The 20,914-nt window shown below is 61.6% G+C and carries 19 protein-coding genes; 13 read left to right on the plus strand and 6 right to left on the minus strand.

Features of this window, described 5'->3' with window-relative positions:
- Positions 1 to 10: 10 nt before the first annotated feature.
- The 3 genes from AC1DU8_RS10615 to AC1DU8_RS10625 are packed head-to-tail and all read right to left on the minus strand — an operon-like array spanning position 11 to position 2,345.
- The gene (locus AC1DU8_RS10615) at positions 11 to 355 is read right to left on the minus strand and encodes a hypothetical protein (protein WP_457282749.1); all 345 of its coding nucleotides are present in this window, start codon (positions 353 to 355) and stop codon (positions 11 to 13) included.
- Entirely contained in the window at positions 352 to 789 is a 438-nt protein-coding gene (locus AC1DU8_RS10620) for a DNA polymerase III subunit chi (protein ID WP_457282748.1), read from the minus strand. Before AC1DU8_RS10620 ends, AC1DU8_RS10615 begins: the two co-directional genes overlap by 4 nt.
- The gene (locus AC1DU8_RS10625; RefSeq protein ID WP_477667333.1) at positions 786 to 2,345 is read right to left on the minus strand and encodes a leucyl aminopeptidase; all 1,560 of its coding nucleotides are present in this window, start codon (positions 2,343 to 2,345) and stop codon (positions 786 to 788) included. Before AC1DU8_RS10625 ends, AC1DU8_RS10620 begins: the two co-directional genes overlap by 4 nt.
- Before the next feature lie 70 nt (positions 2,346 to 2,415).
- Between AC1DU8_RS10625 and lptF the strand changes: the two genes are divergently transcribed.
- The 6 genes from lptF (at position 2,416) to AC1DU8_RS10655 (ending at position 7,678) form a co-directional block, all read left to right on the plus strand.
- A complete protein-coding gene (gene lptF / locus AC1DU8_RS10630; RefSeq protein ID WP_457282746.1) occupies positions 2,416 to 3,540 on the plus strand; it encodes an LPS export ABC transporter permease LptF in 1,125 nt (374 codons plus the stop codon).
- Complete coding sequence (lptG, locus tag AC1DU8_RS10635) at positions 3,537 to 4,679, plus strand: LPS export ABC transporter permease LptG (protein WP_457282745.1); 1,143 nt, start codon at positions 3,537 to 3,539, stop codon at positions 4,677 to 4,679. Before lptF ends, lptG begins: the two co-directional genes overlap by 4 nt.
- A gap of 15 nt (positions 4,680 to 4,694) precedes the next feature.
- A complete protein-coding gene (locus tag AC1DU8_RS10640) occupies positions 4,695 to 5,072 on the plus strand; it encodes a sirohydrochlorin chelatase (protein WP_457282744.1) in 378 nt (125 codons plus the stop codon).
- Positions 5,073 to 5,162: 90 nt separating this feature from the next.
- On the plus strand, positions 5,163 to 6,107 hold the full coding sequence (locus AC1DU8_RS10645) for a CysB family HTH-type transcriptional regulator (protein ID WP_457282743.1): 945 nt from the start codon (positions 5,163 to 5,165) through the stop codon (positions 6,105 to 6,107).
- A 111-nt stretch (positions 6,108 to 6,218) separates the two neighbouring features.
- Positions 6,219 to 7,394, plus strand: coding sequence for a pyridoxal phosphate-dependent aminotransferase (locus AC1DU8_RS10650; RefSeq protein WP_457282742.1), 1,176 nt, complete (start codon positions 6,219 to 6,221; stop codon positions 7,392 to 7,394).
- A gap of 125 nt (positions 7,395 to 7,519) precedes the next feature.
- The gene (locus AC1DU8_RS10655; protein ID WP_457282741.1) at positions 7,520 to 7,678 is read left to right on the plus strand and encodes a DUF3309 family protein; all 159 of its coding nucleotides are present in this window, start codon (positions 7,520 to 7,522) and stop codon (positions 7,676 to 7,678) included.
- 170 nt (positions 7,679 to 7,848) lie between these two features.
- On the opposite strand, the gene hrpA is transcribed toward AC1DU8_RS10655, so the two are convergent.
- Positions 7,849 to 11,829 (minus strand): ATP-dependent RNA helicase HrpA, encoded by a 3,981-nt coding sequence (gene hrpA, locus AC1DU8_RS10660; RefSeq protein ID WP_477726708.1) that lies wholly within the window; start codon positions 11,827 to 11,829, stop codon positions 7,849 to 7,851.
- A 119-nt stretch (positions 11,830 to 11,948) separates the two neighbouring features.
- Positions 11,949 to 13,169, minus strand: a complete 1,221-nt coding sequence (locus tag AC1DU8_RS10665; protein ID WP_477689118.1) for a sensor domain-containing diguanylate cyclase — start codon at positions 13,167 to 13,169, stop codon at positions 11,949 to 11,951.
- 238 nt (positions 13,170 to 13,407) lie between these two features.
- Here AC1DU8_RS10665 and argA point away from each other — a divergent pair, with 238 nt between their 5' ends.
- The 5 genes from argA (at position 13,408) to AC1DU8_RS10690 (ending at position 18,065) form a co-directional block, all read left to right on the plus strand.
- Positions 13,408 to 14,757, plus strand: a complete 1,350-nt coding sequence (gene argA / locus AC1DU8_RS10670; RefSeq protein WP_457282738.1) for an amino-acid N-acetyltransferase — start codon at positions 13,408 to 13,410, stop codon at positions 14,755 to 14,757.
- A gap of 71 nt (positions 14,758 to 14,828) precedes the next feature.
- Positions 14,829 to 15,077 (plus strand): DUF1272 domain-containing protein, encoded by a 249-nt coding sequence (locus AC1DU8_RS10675; RefSeq protein WP_457282737.1) that lies wholly within the window; start codon positions 14,829 to 14,831, stop codon positions 15,075 to 15,077.
- A complete protein-coding gene (locus tag AC1DU8_RS10680) occupies positions 15,074 to 15,706 on the plus strand; it encodes a LysE family translocator (protein WP_477667326.1) in 633 nt (210 codons plus the stop codon). The genes AC1DU8_RS10675 and AC1DU8_RS10680 overlap by 4 nt, the downstream gene beginning before the upstream one ends.
- A gap of 176 nt (positions 15,707 to 15,882) precedes the next feature.
- Entirely contained in the window at positions 15,883 to 17,589 is a 1,707-nt protein-coding gene (locus tag AC1DU8_RS10685; RefSeq protein ID WP_477726709.1) for a PAS domain-containing hybrid sensor histidine kinase/response regulator, read from the plus strand.
- The gene (locus tag AC1DU8_RS10690; RefSeq protein ID WP_477702598.1) at positions 17,586 to 18,065 is read left to right on the plus strand and encodes a response regulator; all 480 of its coding nucleotides are present in this window, start codon (positions 17,586 to 17,588) and stop codon (positions 18,063 to 18,065) included. The genes AC1DU8_RS10685 and AC1DU8_RS10690 overlap by 4 nt, the downstream gene beginning before the upstream one ends.
- 55 nt (positions 18,066 to 18,120) lie before the next feature.
- On the opposite strand, the gene AC1DU8_RS10695 is transcribed toward AC1DU8_RS10690, so the two are convergent.
- The gene (locus tag AC1DU8_RS10695) at positions 18,121 to 19,032 is read right to left on the minus strand and encodes a substrate binding domain-containing protein (RefSeq protein ID WP_477726710.1); all 912 of its coding nucleotides are present in this window, start codon (positions 19,030 to 19,032) and stop codon (positions 18,121 to 18,123) included.
- A gap of 124 nt (positions 19,033 to 19,156) precedes the next feature.
- Here AC1DU8_RS10695 and gstA point away from each other — a divergent pair, with 124 nt between their 5' ends.
- Both gstA and AC1DU8_RS10705 read left to right on the plus strand, forming a co-directional pair.
- The gene (gene gstA / locus AC1DU8_RS10700) at positions 19,157 to 19,765 is read left to right on the plus strand and encodes a glutathione transferase GstA (RefSeq protein ID WP_457282732.1); all 609 of its coding nucleotides are present in this window, start codon (positions 19,157 to 19,159) and stop codon (positions 19,763 to 19,765) included.
- Positions 19,762 to 20,859, plus strand: a complete 1,098-nt coding sequence (locus tag AC1DU8_RS10705) for an NAD(P)H-dependent flavin oxidoreductase (protein WP_477726711.1) — start codon at positions 19,762 to 19,764, stop codon at positions 20,857 to 20,859. The genes gstA and AC1DU8_RS10705 overlap by 4 nt, the downstream gene beginning before the upstream one ends.
- Positions 20,860 to 20,914 lie beyond the last annotated feature (55 nt).

Here is a 20,914-nt window from a genome sequence, read left to right on the forward strand (position 1 = left end):
CTCGCGCATCCTATGCGTCCGTGTTTGGCGGTGCCGCTTCGTGCTTCAAAGCCTGGCTCACAGATTGACGGACAACGTCCTCAATTTCTTCGCGCAGACGTGGAACCAGGGTTTGCGTGTGCTCCAGGATAAGTTGCCCTACGACCTCCCGCAAACGCCGCTCAAGAACCAGGTTCACCCGCTGCAGCACGCGTTGCACCATCTGCTCCTGAAGCTCTGCAGAAGCGGTAGACGGCGGCACCGGCAAACCAGTCCTGGCTGGTTCAGGCGGCGCAGCCGGCATCGGTGCAGGCATGGGCCGCACGACTTCCGTCAGCGTCGGCACAAACCGCGGCGGTGCGGGCGGGCGGTTCATGCGCCCTCCCCGGCCGTCGCAAGGTCATGGCGTTTCATGGCATAGCCCCTGTCGGTGTAGTGCTTCCACCGGCTTCGCGCTGCAAGACGGTCATCGTCGGCCTGCGCCACAACTTCGATAAAACGTTCGAAGCGTTCAAATTCGGCGGGAATGCCATGCCCCAGATTGACCAGTACGCCGTAATGCGGGCAGTCCTTGAGCGACTCGGCCAGCACCACCGGCGTTGCCGCCAATGTACTTTGGGGGGCGCCCGCACGGCAATGCGGCACAAATTCCGCAGGCGAAAAACTCCAGATCAACTGGTCCAGTTCCGCCAGCACCGCCGCATCCCCCGTCACCACAACGCTGGCGCCGCTCAGGTAGGCCTTGCGAAGTAACCGGCAGCTGTAGGCCAGCTTGTCCGGCACATTGAAGTGAAAGGCGATTTCGGTCATGCCCGGGTTTTGGATGCGGATTTGCGCCTGGAAACTGTTTTGGCTTTTTTGCCCGATGCTTGGGCCGAAGTCCCTGCCCTGGCAGGCACCACCTGGTCCAGCAGGTAGTCCAGCAGTAGCGGCACCGGCCTGCCGGTCGCACCTTTGGCGGCTCCGCCTTTCCAGGCCGTACCGGCAATGTCCAGGTGCGCCCATGGAAAACTGGCTGTAAACCGCTGCAGGAACTTGGCCGCGGTCACCGCACCCGCGGCACGCCCCGCCACGTTGGCGACATCTGCAAAATTGGTCTTGAGTCCTTCGGCATAATCGTCATCCAGTGGCATCCTCCAGCACAGGTCCAGGGACGATTCGCCTGCCGTCGACAACGCCTCGGCCAAGGTGTCGTCGCTGGAGAAAAGCCCGCTGCGCACGCCGCCCAGGGCAATCACGCAGGCGCCGGTCAGCGTCGCGATGTCCACCACCGCCCGGGGCTTGAAGCGCTCAGCGTAGGTCAATGCGTCGCAGAGCACCAGCCGCCCTTCGGCGTCGGTGTTCAGGATCTCAATGGTCTGCCCGCTCATGCTGGTCACCACATCGCCGGGCTTGATGGCGCGGCTGCCCGGCATGTTTTCGCAAGCGGGAATCAGGCCTACCACATTGAGCGCCGGCCGCAGCTCTGCCAGCGCCCGGAAGGTGCCCAGAACGCCGGCGGCACCGCACATGTCGAACTTCATCTCGTCCATTTCGGCCGCGGGCTTGATGGAGATGCCGCCCGTGTCAAAGGTGATGCCTTTGCCAACGAGTACGACGGGCGCCTCGGCCCTGGCCGCCCCCTCATAGCGCAGAACGATAAAACGTAACGGCTCGGCCGAACCCTGCGCCACGGCCATGAAGGAGCCCATACCGAGTTTGGCGACCTCTTTGGGGCCCAACACCTCCACCTTGATGCCGCGCAGCTTGCCCAGTTCCCTGGCAGCGCCGGCCAGAAGCGTCGGTGTCGCGTGGTTGGCCGGACGGTTCGCCCACTCCTTGGCAAATTCAATGCCCTTGATCAGCGCTGCGCCTTTGTCAATGCCGGGTCGCGCGATTTGGGCACTTGCGGCGTCATTCACGGCAACCACCACCCGTTGCAACCTGCCGGGGCCGGCTTTTGTGTTCTTGGCGGCTTTGGACTTGGTGGTAGCGTAGGTATAAGTGGCATCACCGCAAGCGACCACGGCCGCGCGCACGGCTTCAGCTCGAAGACCGCCCACGGCACCGAAGCAAATGGTCAGGTGCTGCACGTTCGCAGCCTTCAGGGCGCCCAGGCCGGCACTGACGGCGGTACGAACGTTTTTGGCGCTGGCATCCCCGACGCCCGCCAATACGACCCGCCTGGCAGTGATGCCGGGGGCGCGGTACGTGCTCAGGAGCTTGCCCGGCTTGGCCTCAAAGTCCCCCGACTTGATCGCCAGCGATGCGAGCACAGAAAGAGGGTCATTGCCGGAGCCCGGATCCTGGGGTACGAGAACCAGCAGCGCGTCGGTTTTTTCACTGCAAATACGGGTGGGTGTCAGTGTTTTGAGTTCAAAGTCCATAATTCAGGGTCTGGTAAATAAACCAAAGTAAAACAAAAAATAAAACGAAGCCAAGGCAGATATTCAGTCAATGTTATTCCAATCCACGATTCGCAAAGAGCTGGCACGCAGTTTTGGGGCCACGCTGGTGGTCCTGGTCACCATCGTGATGACCATTGTTCTGATCCGCACCCTGGGCCAGGCATCGCGCGGTTTCATCAATCCGCAGGACGTCATGCTGTTCATGGCCTACTCGGCGCTGGGACGCCTGCCGACCATCCTCACGCTGTCGCTGTTTATTGCGATGGTCAGTACCTTGTCGCGCATGTACCGCGACAGCGAAATGGTGGTGTGGTTCACCAGCGGTCAGGGCCTGTCGGGTTTTCTGCGGCCGCTTTTCCGTTTTGCATGGCCTGTCCTGCTGGTCATCACGCTGATGGCTCTTTTTGTTTGGCCCTGGACCAACCAGCAAACCAAAGACATGCAAAGCCGCTATGAGCAGCGCGGCGACCTTGACCGCATTGCCCCTGGCCAGTTCCAGGAATCCTCCAGCGGCAACCGGGTTTTCTTCATCGACCGCGACCTGGCGGGCGAGCGCTCCAGCAACAACGTCTTCATCGCTGCGACCGAAAAGGGCAAGAGTTCCATCACCACGGCCCGCTCGGGCCGCATCGAGGCCAGAGGTGACGCGCAGTTCCTCATGCTCGAAAACGGCCAGCGCCTGGAAAACGTGATCGGGCAATCGGCGCTCAAAATCAGCGACTTCGAAGAGTACGGCACCAAAACCGGCGATAACAATCCGCTGACCGAAAACGCACCGGAAGCCAAACTGCTGTCCACCCGCTCCCTGATCAAGGCGCCGACCCGCGGCAACCTCAGCGAGCTGGCGTGGCGGCTGGGGCTGGCGCTGGCATCCATCAACTTTGTCGTGCTGGCGGTGGCCCTGGCCAGCGTGAATCCGCGCGGTGGCCGCAGCGGCAACATGATCTTTGTGCTGCTGACGTTTGTGGTCTACAACAACCTGGTCAACCTCGGGCAAAGCTGGATTTTTGTGGGCCTCATCAGTTTCAGTAACTTCCTGCTGGCGCTGCATGGCGGCGTCCTGCTGCTGGCCCTGGCCTGGCTATCCAAGCGGCAGTTCAACTGGACGCTGCGGCCCGCCCGGCGCATCAACCGTACACCGCTGGCCGTACGTGACAGTGAAAGCCACGCATGAAAACCATACGCCGCCTGATCTACGGTGAAGTGCTGGCTGCCATCGCCCTGGTGGCACTGGGCTTCCTGGCCCTGTTCTTCTTTTTTGACCTGGTCGATGAACTGCAATACCTCGGCAAGAGCAGCGGCATCAACGCAGCCGATATCTACCAGATCAGGCACGCATTGTTGTATGTAGGCCTGCTGATTCCCAATCATTTGTACGAGCTGCTGCCGATCTCCGTCCTGATCGGCACCATCTTTGTGATGGCCCGGCTGGCACAGAGCTCCGAATACACCATCCTGCGCACCAGCGGACTCGGCCCCTGGCGCGCGCTGAAGTTGCTGCTGGTCCTGGGGGCGCTGTTCGTGGTGTTCAGTTTCGCCGTGGGCGATTATGTGGCGCCTGCCAGCGAACGGGCCGCACAGCTGCTCAAGGCGCGCTACCAGAACAAGATCACCATCGGCCAAACCGGTGCCTGGCTGAAGGAAAAGCAGGCCTACAACACCTTTGTGGTCAATGTGAGGGCGCTTACTCCCGACAACGAAATGCAGGGTGTGCAGATTTTCGAGTTCAACAACAAGGGACTGATCGTCTCCACCACACAGGCGCCGCTGGCAGCGTTCACCGCCGGCGATGCCTGGGAATTGAACCAGGCCACGCGCGCAGAGTTTGATGTTCCAGCCGGCGCCAGCAGCGCCGCCAAACCCGGAGGCAGCGCCAAGGTCAACCGCACAGTGCTAAAGAGCTTTCGCTGGCCTACCGAAATCAGCGCTGAAATGGTTTCGGTGGCGCTGCTCAAGCCTGAGCGCATGGGCACCATTGACCTGTTCAATTACGTCCGTCACCTGGACGCCAATGGGCAGACCGCGCAACGCTATGAAATAGAGTTCTGGAAAAAAGTCTTTTACCCGCTCAGCTGCCTGGTGATGGTGATTCTGGCGCTGCCTTTTGCCTACCTTCACTTTCGCTCCGGCGGCATCGCCGGCTACGTGTTCGCCGGTGTGATGATCGGCATCAGCTTCTTCCTGCTCAACAACGTGTTCGGCTATATCGGCAACCTGCGAAACTGGCAGCCCTGGCTTGCGGCTGCCACGCCAGGCCTGCTTTATATGGCCGTCTCGCTGGGCGCGTTTGGCTGGCTGGTGCTCAGGCGTTAACGGACGCTACCGTTCATGACGTCCCTGGCCCATACGCCGCGCGGCATCATCCTGCTTGCCCATGGCTCGCGCGACCCGCAGTGGCGCGACCCCATTGAGGCGGTTGCCGCTCAAGTCCGTCTCCGCGAGCCCGGCACCCCTGTCAGTTGCGCCTACCTGGAGCTCTGCCCACCTTCATTGCCTGAAGCCGCTACAAATTTAATAGCTTCTGGCGCCCGCCATATAAGGGTGTTTCCGCTTTTCTTTGGTATAGGCAAGCACGCCCGGGAAGACTTGCCGCTGCTGGTCGAACGCGTCAGGTTGGCACATCCAGGCGTAGAAGTCGAGCTTCTGCCTGCAGCCGGGGAATACCGCGAATTGACCGCACTTATGGCCAGCATTGCCTTGTCATAACCGTGGAGGCATGGCGCATCGGTACGGCGGTTGGGCTCCTCTTTAGCGTAAAACAGGCATAATAAAACCAATAATTAGCCTGAATTCGATATGAACCTTCACCAATTCCGCTTCGTCCAGGAGGCCATCCGGCGCAACCTGAACCTGACAGAGACCGCCAAGGCCCTGCACACCTCGCAGCCCGGCGTATCCAAGGCCATCATCGAGCTTGAAGAGGAACTCGGCGTCGAAATCTTTGCACGGCACGGCAAACGCCTCAAGCGCGTGACGGAACCCGGGGAACACGTCCTCAAAAGCATTGAACTCATCATGCGCGAAGTCGGCAACCTGCGCCGCATTGGCGAGCAGTTTTCTGCCCAGGACAGCGGCACCCTCTCCATTGCCACCACCCATACGCAAGCCCGTTATGTGCTTCCGCAGCCCGTTGCCAAGCTGCGTGAAGCCTTTCCCAAAGTCAATGTCAGCCTGCACCAGGGCTCTCCCGACCAGGTGGCGCGCATGGTGCTTGATGAGGTGGCCGAAATCGGCATCGCGACCGAATCATTGACGCAGTACGAAGACCTGGTGACCCTGCCCTGCTACGAATGGCAGCACATGCTGGTCATTCCTGTTGACCATCCGTTGGCCAAAAAAGACAACATCACGCTGGAAGACCTGGCGCAAGAACCCCTGATCACTTACCACCCGTCTTTCACCGGCCGTACCAAGATCGACCTGGCGTTTGCCGCCAAGCGCCTGCAGCCGCGCATTGCGCTCGAGGCGATTGACTCCGACGTCATCAAGACCTATGTGCGCCTGGGACTGGGCGTGGGCATCGTCGCAGAAATGGCCATCAAGGAAGACGGCACCAACAGCGACCTGATTGCCATCGCGGCCGGCCCGCTGTTCGGTATCAACGTAGCCCGCGTGGCCTTTAAACGCAGCGCCTACCTTCGCAATTTCGTCTATAAATTCGCCGAACTGCTCAGCGACAAGCTGGACCGCGCCCTGATCACCAAGGCCATGGCTGGCCGTGTCAATGACTATGAGGTTTGACTCCCCCCCGTGGCGGGCTTCGCCCGCCTCCCCCTCAGGGGGCGCCGCAAGCGGCCCGGCAAAGCCGGTTCCGCCGCGGCCGCTTGCAAAAGAAACACATCCAGCCCAATCATGACCATGATCCTCGAACGAACTCCAGATCTCAAAACCAAGCTGCCCGCTGTCGGCACCACCATCTTCACGGTGATGTCCACACTGGCTGCTGAAAAAGGCGCTGTCAACCTGGGCCAGGGATTTCCTGATTTTGAGTGTGACCCACAGTTGGTCAACGCCGTCACGGACGCGATGACAAAAGGCCTGAACCAGTACCCGCCCATGACGGGCGTTCCGGCGCTGCGCGAAGCCATCTCGGCCAAGGTGGCCAAACTTTACGGTCACCGCTACGACGCCAACACCGAGATCACCATTACCGCGGGCGCCACGCAGGCCATCATCACGGCCATCCTGGCTGTCGTTCACCCCGGCGACGAGGTCATCGTGCTGGAGCCCTGCTACGACAGCTACGTGCCCAACATCGAGCTGGCCGGTGGCGTCGTGGTGCGCGTTCCCCTCACGCCCGGTACCTTCCGGCCCGACTTCGACAAAATTTCCGCAGCGATCACATCCAGGACACGGGCGATCATCGTCAACTCGCCCCACAACCCGAGCGCCACGGTATGGACCGAGGCCGACATGCTCACGCTGCAGGACATTCTGGCGCCCACTGACGTCCTGCTGATCAGCGACGAAGTCTATGAGCACATGGTGTTCGATGCGGCCCAGGGACGCATCCATCAAAGCGCCGCACGTTTTCCCGGCCTTGCCGCGCGTGCGTTCATTGTCAGCAGCTTTGGCAAGACTTACCACGTCACCGGCTGGAAGGTCGGCTACGTGGCCGCACCCGCAGCACTGACCACCGAGTTCCGCAAGGTGCACCAGTTCAACGTCTTCACCGTGAATACCCCTGTGCAATACGGGCTTGCCGCGTACATGGCCGATGCGCAGCCTTACCTGGACCTGCCGGCCTTCTACCAGCGCAAGCGCGACCTCTTTCGCGAAGGCCTTGCCAAAACCCGCTTCAAGCTGTTGCCCAGCGAAGGCAGCTACTTCCAGTGCGTGGACATCTCCGACGTGAGTGACCTGGACGAAGCCGGGTTCTGCAAATGGCTGACCACTGAAATCGGCGTGGCGGCGATTCCCCTGTCGGCGTTTTACGGCAACGGCTTTGACCAGCGCGTGGTACGGTTCTGTTTTGCCAAAAAAGACGAAACATTGAACACGGCGCTGCAGCGCCTGGCCAAGTTGTAAACGCGGCAAGCCTCGCATGTAAGCCAAGGCTGTCAGTATTTGCCGACGGCTGGACAGGCGTTCATCCTGCTTGTTTGCGCCCCGCACCGGGAAAGAATGACTTCACATAACAAGGAGTGCTTCAAATGTCCCTATCCCTTATCCTGCTGATCGTTCTTATTCTTATCCTGGTCGGCGCTTTGCCTACCTGGGGCCACAGCCGCAGCTGGGGTTACGGGCCCAGCGGGGGTGTCGGCCTGGTGGTGTTGATCCTGGTCATCCTGCTGCTGATGGGACGCATCTAGTCCGCACCTTCCGTTGGTGATTCACCAGGAAAAATGGCCTTGCATTGCAAGGCCATTTTTTTGCGCTCCCATCTCACAAGCCTGTTTCAACTATTCAGTTGCTGCCACGCTTTTTAGCGGCGGCATAACAAGCCTTCGGCAGTTGTTAGCCTTCGCCGAAAGGTCTGGACTCAGCTATTCAGCTGAGCCCAGACCTTTTCCAACCTCTTGATGCTGACAGGCTGCGGTGTGCGCAGCTCCTGCGCAAAAAAGCTCACACGCAGCTCTTCCAGCAACCAGCGGAATTCCTGCATGCGCGCATCCACCGCGCCTTTTCGCTCAGCCACCAGCCGCCAGTAACGCTGCTCCTGCGGTCGCAACTCGGTCATCCGTGCGGCATCACGTGCCGGGTCGGCGCGCCATTTTTCCAGCCGCAACGTGATGGCCTTGAGGTAGCGTGCGAAATGCTGCAGTTGCCCATAAGGTGTGGCCGTCAGAAAGCGTTTGGGTACGAGGCGCTGCAGTTGCTGGGCGGCATCTGCCGCGGCTTCGGCGGCATTTTTCGTGTCCTTGATCTTGCGTTGGGCCACAGCGAACTCGGTCAGGATGCCGGCAGCCAGCCGGGCCACCTCGCTGGCAATCAAGGTCAGGCGCCCTCGCCCATCGTCGATGCGTTTTTTGAACTCGGCTTCGTGCGTCGGCAACGGGTCGAGCAAAAAGGCACGGTCCAGCGCCACTTCGATGATCTGCTCGCGCAATTCCTCCAGCGTACCGCCGCCGGAATTGTCGGCTGCGCGGCCCACCAGCATGTAGCTGGTAGCCGTTTTCTGCAGCTCCGGCAGGTTCTTTTCCAGGTACTTCAGCGCATCCTTGATTTGCAGGGAGAACAGCCGGCGCAAGCCGGCGCGGTGCTTCGCGGCCGCCACGTCGGGTTCGTCAAACACCTCGATCGTCACCGCATCGCCCAAATCAATGAGCGCCGGAAACCCTATCAGCGTCTGCGAACCCTTGCGGATTTCCATCAGCTCCGGCAACTCGCCAAAGCTCCAGCTGGTGTAGCGCTCCGGCGCTCTGGGTGCTATCTTTTCAGGAGCTGCTTGCGCACGTCCTGATTGGGCCGGAGGCCGATTTGATACTGAATTTTCGGTGGATACCGTCTTTTCGGACCCAGATTCGGGTGCTTTTGCCAGGTTTTTGAGTCCCGCCAGCGCCTGGAAGGCACCCCGTGCCTGCGAGCCCAGTTCGCCCTTGAGCGCGCCCAGGTTGCGGCCCGCGCCCAGCTGGCGCCCGTGCTCGTCGACCACGCGGAAGTTCATGAACAGGTGCGGGGGCAGCATATCCAGCTTCATGTCATTGCGCTTGACGTCCAGCGAGGTCGCATCGCGCACCAGCTTGAGCACCGCATCGGTCAGCGAGCCGCTGCCGAACACCTCGGGTTGCAGCAACTGCTCCGTCATGCGGGCGGCGGTATCGGGCAACGGCACCAGCCGCGAGCGCGGGCGCTGGTGCAGCGTCTTGATCAGCGCCTGCACCTTGTCCTTGAGCATGCCCGGCACCAGCCACTCGCAGCGCTCTTCATTGACCTGGTTGAGAGCGAACAGCGGCACATCCACCGTCACGCCATCGCGCGCGTCGCCGGGTTCGTGCAGGTAAGTGACCCAGCAATCCACACCACCCATTCGCAGTGTCTTGGGAAACGACTGCGTAGTGATGCCGGCAGCCTCATGCCGCATCAGTTCTTCACGCGTCAAGAGCAGGAGCTGCGGCTGCTTTTTGACTTCCTCCTTGTACCAATGTTCGCAACTTGCACCACTGTGTACGTCAGCCGGGAGTTGCTGGTCATAAAAAGCGTAGATCAGTTCCTCGTCCACCAGCACGTCCTGGCGCCTGGCTTTGTGTTCCAGATCCTGCACCTGCTGGATCAGCTTCAGGTTCGCCGCGAGGAAAGGCAGCTTGGTGTCCCAGTTCCCGGCCACCAGTGCTTCACGGATGAATATCTCGCGCGCCGTGACCGGGTCGACACGGCCGAAATTGACGCGCCGCCCGTTGTAGACCACCAGGCCGTAAAGCGTGGCACGCTCCAGCGCCGTCACCTGCGCAGCCTTTTTCTCCCAGTGCGGGTCCAGCAACTGCTTGCTGAGCAAATGCCCGGCCACTTGCTCTATCCAGGCCGGGTCGATGTTGGCAATGCCACGGCCAAAAAGGCGTGTGGTTTCCACCAGCTCGGCCACCACAATCCAGCGGCCCGGCTTTTTGCTCAGGCGTGCGCCAGGGTGGCGGTAGAACTTGATGCCGCGTGCACCCAAGTACCAGTCTTCCTCGTCGCTCTTGCAGCCAATGTTGCCGAGCAGGCCGCACAGCATCGATAAATGAAGCTGCTCATAGCTGGCAGGCTTGTCGTTCAGGACCCATTTCTGTTCGCCCACAACCGTATGCAGCTGCGAATGGATGTCGCGCCATTCGCGCACGCGGCGGATATTGACGTAGTTCTCGCGCAGCAGGTTCTCATACTGGCGGTTTGACAGTTTATGGTCGGTGCCGTGGCCGCCACGCGCGTCGCCCAGCCATTTCCACAGCTTCAGGTAACCACTGAACTCGCTCTTCTCATCATCGAACTTGGCATGCTGCTGGTCGGCTTGGGCCTGTTTGTCCATGGGGCGGTCACGCACATCCTGCACACTGAGCGCACTGGCGATCACCAGTACCTCGTCGAGCGCGTTGCGGTCCTTGGCTTCCAGAATCATGCGGCCCACGCGGGGGTCCAGCGGCAGTTTGGCCAGCGTGCGGCCGACGCCGGTGAGCTCGTTGTCTTCGTCCACCGCGCCCAGCTCGGCCAGCAGCTGGTAGCCGTCGGCAATGGCGCGGCGCTGCGGCGGCTCGATAAAGGCAAACTCTTCCACATTGCCCAGGTGCAGCGCCTTCATGCGCAAAATCACCGAAGCCAGCGAACTGCGCAGGATTTCAGGGTCTGTGAAAGGCTGGCGGCCCTGGAAGTCCTTTTCGTCGTAAAGGCGTATGCAAATGCCATCGGCCACCCGGCCGCAGCGGCCTGCACGCTGGTTGGCCGCGGCCTGCGACACCGGCTCCACCATGAGCTGCTCGACCTTGTTGCGAAAGCTGTAGCGCTTGACGCGCGCCGTGCCCGCATCCACCACGTAGCGAATGCCCGGAACAGTCAGCGAGGTTTCGGCCACGTTGGTGGCCAGCACGATGCGCCGCCCACTGTGGCCGTCAAAAATGCGGTCCTGCTCGGCCTGGCTCAGGCGCGCGAACAGCGGCAGCACCTCGGCGTTGCGCGTCAGCGGCTGGTGCGCCAGGTGCTTGCGCAAGTGGTCAGCCGCCTCGCGGATCTCGCGCTCTCCGGGCAGGAAAACCAGGATGTCGCCTGCGCTGTGCGGGCTCAGCCAGAGCTCGTCGACTGCGTCAGCAATTGCATCGTTCAGGTCGTGCTCGCGTGACTCCTCAAACGGCCGGTAGCGCTGTTCGACGGGAAACATGCGGCCCGACACCATGATGACCGGCGCCGGAATTTTTGACCCCCACGCTCCGCGCTGCGCGTCGTCGCTGCCCCCCGAGGGGGCGTCGCCCGGCTTGGGGCGGCCCGGCGCCGGGGCGGCAGAAGCAAAGTAATCCGCAAACCGCTGCGCATCAATCGTCGCCGAGGTGATGACCACCTTGAGGTCGGGCCGGCGCGGCAGCAGCTGGCGCAGGTAGCCCAGCAGAAAGTCGATGTTCAGGCTGCGCTCATGGGCCTCGTCGATGATGATCGTGTCGTAGGCTTTGAGCAGCGGGTCGGTCTGCGTCTCGGCCAGCAAAATGCCGTCGGTCATCAGCTTGACGGAAGCGTCGCGCGAGAGCCGGTCCTGGAAGCGCACCTTGTAGCCCACCACGTCGCCCAGCGGCGTTTTCAACTCCTCCGCGATGCGCTTGGCCACGCTGGACGCGGCAATACGGCGCGGCTGGGTATGGCCTATCAGGCGGCCCTGTCCGGCCGGGTAATTGAGCTTGCCGCGCCCCATGGCCAGCGCAATCTTGGGCAGTTGGGTGGTTTTACCCGAGCCAGTTTCGCCACAGACAATGATGACCTGGTGGGCCGCCATGGCGGCGGTAATTTCGTCGCGTTTGCCCGAAACGGGCAGCGACTCTGGAAAGGTAATGGCGAGGGGAGACAAGGATGGAGGCGAAGAAAAAGGCAAGCAGAGCAGGATAAAAGCGGCAGCAGCGCTGCCAGAGCGCTCAATTATCGGGTGTTCCAGCCCGCAGCGGACCGGCTATGGTTATGGCGCCGCGATCAGGCCGCCAGCACAGGCAAGTCGACGGCTTCCCCACTGGTCTCGTCAAACCACGCAATGCGGCTCGGGTAGCTCAGCGCGGTGCGCGACATGCCTCGCCCTATGCTCACTGCCGAAGAGGCGCGCGCATCGGATTTGGAGACCCGCAGCACGCCAAGGCCGACCTCGGCAACCCAGCGCGTCTGCTGGTTCCCTACCAAATCACCCTCCAGTGTGGTGTTAAGCACCACCGGCCGCGCCAGGGCGGCCTGGACCCTGCGCGCCAGGTGGATCAGCTGGCCGCTGTCATGGCAATTGCGCATCAGCAGCAAAAACCCGTTCTCTTCCAGGCGCCCCATTTCCACATGCGCGGGTACGGTGCGGCGCAACCGGCCGGCACATACAAACAGTGCGTGGTTGGCGGCCGCATGGCCATAGAGCTTTTCCAGCACATAAAGATTGGCCACCGACACCACAATCACGCCCAGCGGCACGGGTTCATCGCGGTAACGCCTGAAGGCCGCCTCCAGCATGTTGCCGGTTTCGCTGTGCGAGCGCATGCGTGTGACCGGGTCGTAGCTGGGGCCGTGTGCCATGGCCCGGTTCAACTCGATCAGGTAGGAATAACGGGTCCAGAGCACAGCCGCCATGGTGGCCAGATAACACGTGCCGGCGACAGCGGTCACCGCGTGCACCTGCCACGGCACATGGGCACGGTCCAGTGCCACCCAGCTCAGCCCCGCAATGGCCACCAGCATGAAGGAGACGCCCGAGACGGCCACCCAGGCCAGGCGATCCCCCCGCACGGCGCTGCGAAGACTGAGCGCCATTGCCACCAGCCCCAGAAAACACGCCACCGCCAGGCTCAGCGCCAGGGCGTGGCGCGGGCTCAATGCCCAGCCAGCCGCGATACTCAGAAGAGCCAGGCTCGCCAGCCAGGTCAAGGCGCGCCGGGCCGAGTCCGGATTGCGCAGGATGCCAAGAATGGAAAACAGCAGGTAAGCCAGTAGCGCAGAGACCACGCTGGCCACATGGGCCAGGAAACGGTCCAGAAGATCGGCGTTCTCGATCGGCAATCCGCCCAGGAAGGCCACCACAAAAAAAGTCGAGGCGATTGCCGAGACAGCCGCATTGACGGCAATGCGCCGCAGGGACCGGATATAGGCAAATGCTGAACCGGCCAGCATCAGGCTGGCTGACCCGAAATAGCAGCCCCAAAACCCGATCGCGTATTTGTCCATGAACCCGAACCATACCCCGCCGCCCCTCATTAAGCAAACCCTCAAATGCAGTACGCCGGCAAAAAGCACACCCTCGCCAAAGCCGGCATTTGCATCCCTCAGGCCGGCTGTGTCTCCCTTACACTCACTGGACTTTTTCCGTTTACCGGGGAAACAGCGCCCAGGGAGACCGCTTGCCACCTTCCGCGCCGTCCCCGGCTGCCCTTGACCCGCCACAACCGATCCCGAAAGCGCGCCCATGTCTGCCGTCTTCAATTTCACCTTTGTGCCCTGGTTCCGTTCAGTCGCACCCTACATACACACCCACCGCGGTAAAACGTTCGTCGTAGGCATTGCAGGCGAAGCGATTGCGGCGGGCAAGCTCCAGCACATTGCCCAGGACCTGGCACTGATCCAGAGCATGGGCGTGAAGATCGTGCTGGTGCACGGCTTTCGCCCGCAGGTCAACGAGCAGCTCAAGGCCAAGGGGCACGCCGCAAAATATTCGCACGGCATGCGTATCACGGACGAAGTCGCGCTCGACTGTGCCCAGGAAGCCGCCGGCCAGCTGCGCTATGAGATTGAGGCGGCCTTCAGCCAGGGCCTGCCCAACACCCCCATGGCCGGCTCCACGGTACGGGTGATTTCGGGCAATTTCATCACCGCGCGGCCGGTCGGCATCCTCGACGGTGTGGACTTCAAACACTCGGGCCTGGTGCGCAAGGTGGACACCGCCGCCATCGGCCGTGTGCTGGATTTCGGCGCCATGGTGCTGCTCTCGCCCTTTGGCTTCTCACCCACCGGCGAAGCCTTTAACCTGACCATGGAAGAAGTCGCCACTTCGGTGGCCATCGCCATGCAGGCCGACAAGCTGATCTTCCTGAGCGAAATTCCCGGTATACGCATCCACCACGACCAGCCCGAAAGCGAAGACAACCCCATCGACACCGAGCTGCCGCTGGCCGCCGCCGAAAAACTGCTGGCCACCCTGCCCAACGGGGAACGCCCCACCGACACCGCGTTTTACCTGCAGCACTGCGTCAAGGCCTGCAAGGCCGGCGTGGAACGCAGCCACATCCTGCCCTTCGCGGTAGACGGCGCGCTGCTCCTGGAAATCTATGTGCACGACGGCATCGGCACCATGGTGATCGACGAAAAGCTCGAAGAACTTCGCGAAGCGACGGAAGACGACGTGGGCGGCATCCTGCAGCTGATCGAGCCTTTTGAAAACGATGGCACGCTCGTCAAACGCAGCCGCACCGAAATCGAGCGTGACGCCGCCAACTACAGCATCATCGAACACGACGGCGTGATCTTTGCCTGTGCGGCGCTTTACCCCTACCCCGAAGCCAAAACGGCTGAAATGGCGGCGCTCACCGTGTCGCCGCAAAGCCAGGGCCAGGGCGACGGTGAGAAAATCCTCAAACGCATCGAGCAGCGCGCCCGCGCGGCCGGCCTGCAAAGCATCTTTGTGTTGACCACCCGCACCATGCACTGGTTCATCAAGCGCGGTTTTGTGCAGGTAGACCCGGACTGGCTGCCCGAAGGCCGCAAGCGCAAATACAACTGGGACCGCAAGAGCCAGGTGCTGGTCAAGAAGTTGTCATAGGGGCTTTCCCCTTGAACGGTTTTTCTTTAGCATCCGGTGACTCCCGTCCCATCTACACAGGAAACCCCAGCATGCTCCAGCTCCGCCCCAACTGCGAATGCTGCAACCGCGACCTGCCCGCCGAGTCGCCCGATGCCCGCATCTGCACCTTTGAATGCACGTTCTGTGTTGACTGCGTCACCACCAAGCTCAAAGGGGTCTGCCCCAACTGCGGCGGTGAATTCACCACGCGGCCGCGCCGCCCGGCCGACATGCTGGCCAAGTACCCGCCTTCGAAAGAGCGTGTTTTTAAACCTCAGGGTTGCGGAGCCGCACCATGAACACCGCCACCCTGCTGCTTTTTTCCATCGTGGCACTGGTGGCTATTGCCACGCCCGGCCCCACCGTCCTGCTGGCGCTGGCCAATGGTTCGCGCTACGGCGTGCGCCGCTCCGTGCCCGGCATGCTGGGGGCCGTGGTGTCCGACTTTGTGCTGGTAGGCGCCGTAGCTCTCGGTCTGGGTGCGCTGCTGGCGGCCTCCGAGTTCTGGTTCTCGGTGCTCAAGTGGGCAGGCGCGGTCTACCTGGCCTGGTTGGGCATTCGCCTGCTGCGCTCACGCGGCGGATTTGAAATCCCCGCCGAAGGCACTGCCGGCACGCAACACGGCAGCCGCGCAATTTTCATGAAGTCCTTCCTGGTGGCCGTGACCAACCCCAAGGGTTACCTCTTTTGCTCAGCCCTGCTCCCGCAGTTCATTGACCCGGCTGCGGCCCAGGCACCACAATACCTCGCCATTTCGCTGGTATTCGCCGGCATCGATTTTTCCGTCATGTTCGGCTATGCCTTCATAGGCGCACGCGCAATACGCCTGCTCAAGGCCTCGGCCACACGCTGGATAGACCGCGCCTGCGGCGGCGCGCTGCTGGCGCTGGCGGGCTCGCTGGCGTTCTACCGCCGGGCAAACAGCTAGGCGCGCCCGGGCTGCACGGCCCCGCTATGTGCGCTGGCGCACGGACTTTTCAGGCAGTACCTGTACACTGCCGGAGTCTTTGCAAAGACTTCACTTATCCCCGGCCAGGATCCTGGAAGCGCCGCCCATAGTCGGCGCTTCGCAGGGTCGTCGTTACTTTTACAGAAACATGGCCCATGTCACCTATTACCAGCCTGAGCGTTCTTGACGCCATTGCCAAAGCCGATGGCATAGAGGTCAAGCGCCAGGAAGCACTGCTCAAGACAGGCGCATTGCAGACGGCCATCCTGACGAGCGAAAATTTCTCGATCATCGCAACCGACGAAAAAGGCATCATCCAGCTCTTCAACGTCGGTGCCGAACGCATGCTGGGTTATATGGCGGCTGAAGTCGTCAACAAGATCAACCCCAGCGACATCCATGATCCGCAGGAAGTGATGGCCCGGGCCCAGGCGCTGAGCCTGGAGCTCGCCACCACCATCACGCCGGGTTTCGAGGCGCTGGCCTTCAAGGCCTCGCGCGGCATCGAAGACATTTACGAGCTGACCTATATCTGTAAAGACGGCAGCCGCTTTCCGGCCATCGTGTCCATCACCGCATTGCGCGACGATTTCGGCACCATCATCGGCTACCTGCTGATCGGCACCGACAACTCGGTACGCAAGCAGGTCGAAGTGGCCCTGAAGGAAGCGATGGCCGTGGCCGAAAAAGCCAATCTCGCCAAATCGGATTTCCTGTCCAGCATGAGCCACGAGTTGCGCACACCGCTCAGCGCCATCCTCGGATTTGCGCAGCTGATCGAGTCCGGCACGCCACAGCCCACGCCCTCGCAAAAACGCAGTGTGGACCAGATCCTCCAGGCCGGCTGGTATCTGCTGGAATTGATCAACGAAATCCTGGACCTGGCATTGATCGAGTCCGGCAAGCTGTCGCTGTCGCTGGAACCTGTGTCGCTGGCCGAGGTCATGCTTGAATGCGAGACCCTGATCGAGTCACAGGCCGGCAAACGCGGCATTACCGTGACCTTTCCGAAATTCCCTGTGCCCTGCTTCGTGAGTGCCGACCGCACGCGGCTTAAACAGGTTCTGATCAACCTGCTGTCGAACGCGATCAAGTACAACACCAGCAGTGGAACGGTCTTGATCAACTGCGTGGATCTGCCTCAAAAGCGCATCCGCATCTGCATTGAAGACACGGGCGAAGGCCTGAGCCCTGCCAAGATCGAGCAGCTCTTCCAGCCCTTCAACCGCCTGGGCCAGCAAGCCACCACCGAACAAGGTACGGGCATTGGGCTGGTGATGACCAAACGCCTGATTGAGCTGATGGGTGGCGTCATTGGCGTCGAGAGCGTTGTCGGAAAAGGCAGTGTGTTCTGGATTGAAATGGACGTGACCGACGAAATTGCACTGCGAACAGAGCTGGCAGCCCTGGCGCCGATGCTGCAAAGCCAGGTGGCCACCGATCCACGTGCCCATACACTTTTGTATGTAGAAGACAACCCGGCCAACCTGATGCTGGTCGAAGACCTCATCGCGCGCCGCTCCGACATCCGGCTGCTGTCCGCCCGTGACGGCATCAGCGGCATCGCGATGGCCAAGGCCTCGCAGCCGGACATCATCCTGATGGACATCAATCTGCCGGGCATCAGCGGCATCAAGGCATTGCAAATTCTGTGTGCCGATCCGTTGACGGCACACATTCCGGTGGTGGCGCTCAGCGCCAATGCCATACCCCGCGACATTGAAAAAGGCATGGAAGCCGGCTTCTTTCGCTACCTCACCAAGCCCATCAGGATCAATGAATTTATGGAAACCCTGGACCTGGCGCTGGCATTTTCCAAAACAAGGTCCACGCAGGCCCCCGTGCCGGAAAAAACCACATGAACACCGAATTCGACATCCTGAACGGCAGTATCCTGGTGGTGGACGACCAGCCCGTCAATGTGCTGCTGCTGGAGCAGTTATTGGCAGGCACCGGCTACACCCGTGTTCGTTCAACCATGAACCCGCTGGAGGTAGCCGCGCTGCACGCGGAGCACCATTACGACCTGATCCTGCTCGACCTGAAAATGCCCGGCATGGACGGCTTTCAGGTGATGGAAGCACTCAAGGAAGACCCGCACGACAAATACCTCTCTGTCATCGTACTGACCGCGGAGCCGGCCCACAAGCTGCGCGCCTTGCAGGCCGGCGCCAAGGATTTCATCAGCAAACCGTTTGACCTGGTCGAAGTCAAGACGCGCATCCACAATGCGCTGGAAGTGCGCCTGCTGTATAAAAAGCTGGAAAACTACAGCAAGCTACTGGAGCTGGCCATGCAGCAGAGCACCGCAGAAACCGACGAAGCGCGAAGCCGCTAATAGCGTCTGGCTGGACCAGGCGGCCAGGCCCATCCCTCTAGTCTGCGGCCCGCATTTACTGCTTGAGCTTTTCAAGCAGGAAGTCGATGAACAAGCGCACCCGCAAGGGCACGTGCCGGCCGTGCGGGTATAGCAATGAAAACGGCCGTGACCGCCCCGCAAAGGGCTGCAACACCTCTTGCAGCCGGCCCTGGCGCAAGTCTTCTTCGACGATAAAACGGTAAGTCTGCAGCAGGCCCGCGCCATGCCGGGCCAGCGTCACCCCGCCCAGCAGGTCTTCCGAGCAGCAATATCCACCGCTGGTTGCCACCTCCAGCTCCTTGCCTGCATCGCTGAACAGCCACGGAATTTTCTGACCGCTGCTGGGCAACAAAAACTGGATGCAGTCATGCTGCTGCAAGGCCTCCGGCGAGGTTGGGGTTCCCGCCTGCTGCAGGTACGAGGGCGCAGCCACCACCACCAGTGCGGCATCTTCCAGCTTGCGCGCGACCAGGCCTGAGTCGGGCTGTGCGCGCCCGCGTATGGCCAGGTCGTAGCCCTCGTCGGCAAAGTTGACATTGCGGTTGCTCAGGTTGACCTCAACCTGCACTGCCGGATAAAGAGCCCGAAAAGCCGGCAGCAGCGGCAGTACACGGTAGTGCCCGTAAGGCGTGGGCAGGCTGATGCGCAGCACGCCGGCGGGTACCAGTTGCTGGCCCGTGGCTTCGCGCTCGGCTTCCACCAGTTGCCCCAGGGCCTGCCGCGCCTGCTCAAAATAAGCGCGGCCGGCTTCGGTCAGCCGTATCTGCCGCGTCGTGCGCGTGAAGAGCCGCACGCCCAGCCTTTCTTCCAGACGCGACACCGAGCGGCTCACGGCAGCGGGCGTGAGGCCGGCACTGGATGCCGCCGCCGTGAAGCTGCTGAGCTCTGCCGCAAGGCAAAAAAGCTCAATGCTTCCCAGCTGAAGATCATCAAATTGACGGGTCATGGTTTTGATTTTCTGTGGATTATCTATTACGCCATGTAACTTATGAAGTTAATCAACATCCATTTATCTCACCAGACATCATCAATAGCATGAGGCCTTCCCAACTAATTTGATCAAGGAACCCATGAAACTGTTTTTCTCTCCTGGCGCCTGCTCACTGGCTCCCCACATTGTTCTGAAGGAAACCCGGCAGGCCTTCAAGCTTGAAAAAGTTGATACAGGCACCCACACCACCGCAGACGGGGCCGACTACTACGCCATCAACCCCAAGGGTGCCGTGCCGCTGCTGGAGCTCGAGAGCGGCGAGCGCCTGACCGAAGGCCCCGTCATCGCCCAATACATTGCCGACAAGGCCGGCCGCGCCGACCTGCTTCCGGCCGCCGGCAGCATGGACCGCTACCGCGTGATGGAGTGGCAGAACTACATCACCTCGGAGCTCCACAAAACCTTCACGCCGCTCTTCAACCCGGACCTGGACAGCAGCGCCAAGAAAACCCTGGCCAGCGTTCTGCGCAAAAAATACGAATGGGTCAACACCCAGCTGCAGTCCAAAGACTATCTGCTCGGCCAGTCCTTCACCGTGGCCGATGCCTACCTGTTTGCCGTCACAGGCTGGGCCAAGTACGTGTCGCTGGACCTGGCGGACCTGAAGCACCTGCAGGATTTCCTGGCACGCGTGGCCGGCCGGCCCGCCGTGCGCGAGGCCCTGAAGGCCGAAGGGCTGCTGGCATGAGCCGCTGGAAAACCACGGCCCTGACCCAGAGGTTGGGCCTGGCAGCGCCGATTGTGCAAGGTCCCTTCGGCGGCGGACTTTCCTCGGTGGCCCTGACCGCGGCGGTCTGCGAAAGCGGTGGGCTGGGCTCGTTTGGAGTGCATCACCTGACAGGCGCGCAAATTGAAGAAACGGCGCAGGCCATACGCCTGAAAACAAAACGGCCTTTCGCCTTGAACCTGTGGGTGCCGCATGAGAACAGCGAGGATCCGCCACTCACAGACCCGCAGTTCGAGCAGCACCTGGCACTGCTTGAGCCCTATTTCAAGGAACTCGGTGAACCTCTGCCGACCCGGCCCGAGCGTTTCAGCCCGCGCTATGAAGACCAGGTGGAAGGCCTGCTGGCGGCCCGGCCCACCGTGTTCAGTTTTGTATTCGGCATTCCGTCGCCGGACATCCTGCGCCGATGCAGGGCGCTTGATATCGTGACGCTGGGCGCCGCCACAACGCCTGAAGAGGCGATAGCGCTCGACAACGCCGGCGTCGACATGGTGGTGGCAACCGGCTTCGAGGCCGGCGGGCACCGTGTGTCCTTTCTCCGTCCGCCCGAAAACTCGCTCACCGGCACACTGGCGCTGATCCCCCAGGTGGTCGACGCGATCAAGGCCCCGGTCATTGCCGCCGGCGGCATTGCCGATGGGCGTGGCATTGCGGCTGCCCTGGCGCTGGGCGCCCAGGGCGTGCAGATTGGCACGGCTTTCCTGGCGTGCGCCGAGTCATCTGCCAGTGACATCCACCGCCAGAAGTTGTTCAGCGCCGACGCCAGGTACACCGCCCTCACCCGTGCTTTCAGCGGGCGGCTGGCGCGCGGCATTGAAAACCGCTTCATGAACGAGCTGAAGGCGCACGAAGACCACATTGCGCCCTACCCGGTCCAGAACTGGCTGACAGGCCAGATGAAGCCGGCGGCCATTGCCCAGCGCAGAACAGACTTGATGTCGCTCTGGTCCGGTCAGGCCGCACCACTGCTCAGGCACCGGGATGCGAGCTCGCTGATGCAGGCGCTGCAACAGGAAACCGACGACGCGCTAAAGCGGGTTGCCGGGTCAGTCTGACCCTCAAGCAGGATTTGTCTGATGACCGCGCATGACGATGGATTGACTGAAGGTG

This window comes from Polaromonas sp. P3_A5, assembly GCF_056403055.1.

Excerpts from the sequence above, each read along its gene's own strand:
- AC1DU8_RS10615 (WP_457282749.1), bottom strand. The coding sequence starts at position 355 with ATGAACCGCCCGCCCGCACCGCCGCGGTTTGTGCCGACGCTGACGGAA.
- AC1DU8_RS10620 (WP_457282748.1), bottom strand. The coding sequence starts at position 789 with ATGACCGAAATCGCCTTTCACTTCAATGTGCCGGACAAGCTGGCCTAC.
- AC1DU8_RS10625 (WP_477667333.1), bottom strand. The coding sequence starts at position 2,345 with ATGGACTTTGAACTCAAAACACTGACACCCACCCGTATTTGCAGTGAA.
- lptF (WP_457282746.1), top strand. The coding sequence starts at position 2,416 with ATGTTATTCCAATCCACGATTCGCAAAGAGCTGGCACGCAGTTTTGGG.
- lptG (WP_457282745.1), top strand. The coding sequence starts at position 3,537 with ATGAAAACCATACGCCGCCTGATCTACGGTGAAGTGCTGGCTGCCATC.
- AC1DU8_RS10640 (WP_457282744.1), top strand. The coding sequence starts at position 4,695 with ATGACGTCCCTGGCCCATACGCCGCGCGGCATCATCCTGCTTGCCCAT.
- AC1DU8_RS10645 (WP_457282743.1), top strand. The coding sequence starts at position 5,163 with ATGAACCTTCACCAATTCCGCTTCGTCCAGGAGGCCATCCGGCGCAAC.
- AC1DU8_RS10650 (WP_457282742.1), top strand. The coding sequence starts at position 6,219 with ATGACCATGATCCTCGAACGAACTCCAGATCTCAAAACCAAGCTGCCC.
- AC1DU8_RS10655 (WP_457282741.1), top strand. The coding sequence starts at position 7,520 with ATGTCCCTATCCCTTATCCTGCTGATCGTTCTTATTCTTATCCTGGTC.
- AC1DU8_RS10665 (WP_477689118.1), bottom strand. The coding sequence starts at position 13,169 with ATGGACAAATACGCGATCGGGTTTTGGGGCTGCTATTTCGGGTCAGCC.
- argA (WP_457282738.1), top strand. The coding sequence starts at position 13,408 with ATGTCTGCCGTCTTCAATTTCACCTTTGTGCCCTGGTTCCGTTCAGTC.
- AC1DU8_RS10675 (WP_457282737.1), top strand. The coding sequence starts at position 14,829 with ATGCTCCAGCTCCGCCCCAACTGCGAATGCTGCAACCGCGACCTGCCC.
- AC1DU8_RS10680 (WP_477667326.1), top strand. The coding sequence starts at position 15,074 with ATGAACACCGCCACCCTGCTGCTTTTTTCCATCGTGGCACTGGTGGCT.
- AC1DU8_RS10685 (WP_477726709.1), top strand. The coding sequence starts at position 15,883 with ATGTCACCTATTACCAGCCTGAGCGTTCTTGACGCCATTGCCAAAGCC.
- AC1DU8_RS10690 (WP_477702598.1), top strand. The coding sequence starts at position 17,586 with ATGAACACCGAATTCGACATCCTGAACGGCAGTATCCTGGTGGTGGAC.
- AC1DU8_RS10695 (WP_477726710.1), bottom strand. The coding sequence starts at position 19,032 with ATGACCCGTCAATTTGATGATCTTCAGCTGGGAAGCATTGAGCTTTTT.
- gstA (WP_457282732.1), top strand. The coding sequence starts at position 19,157 with ATGAAACTGTTTTTCTCTCCTGGCGCCTGCTCACTGGCTCCCCACATT.
- AC1DU8_RS10705 (WP_477726711.1), top strand. The coding sequence starts at position 19,762 with ATGAGCCGCTGGAAAACCACGGCCCTGACCCAGAGGTTGGGCCTGGCA.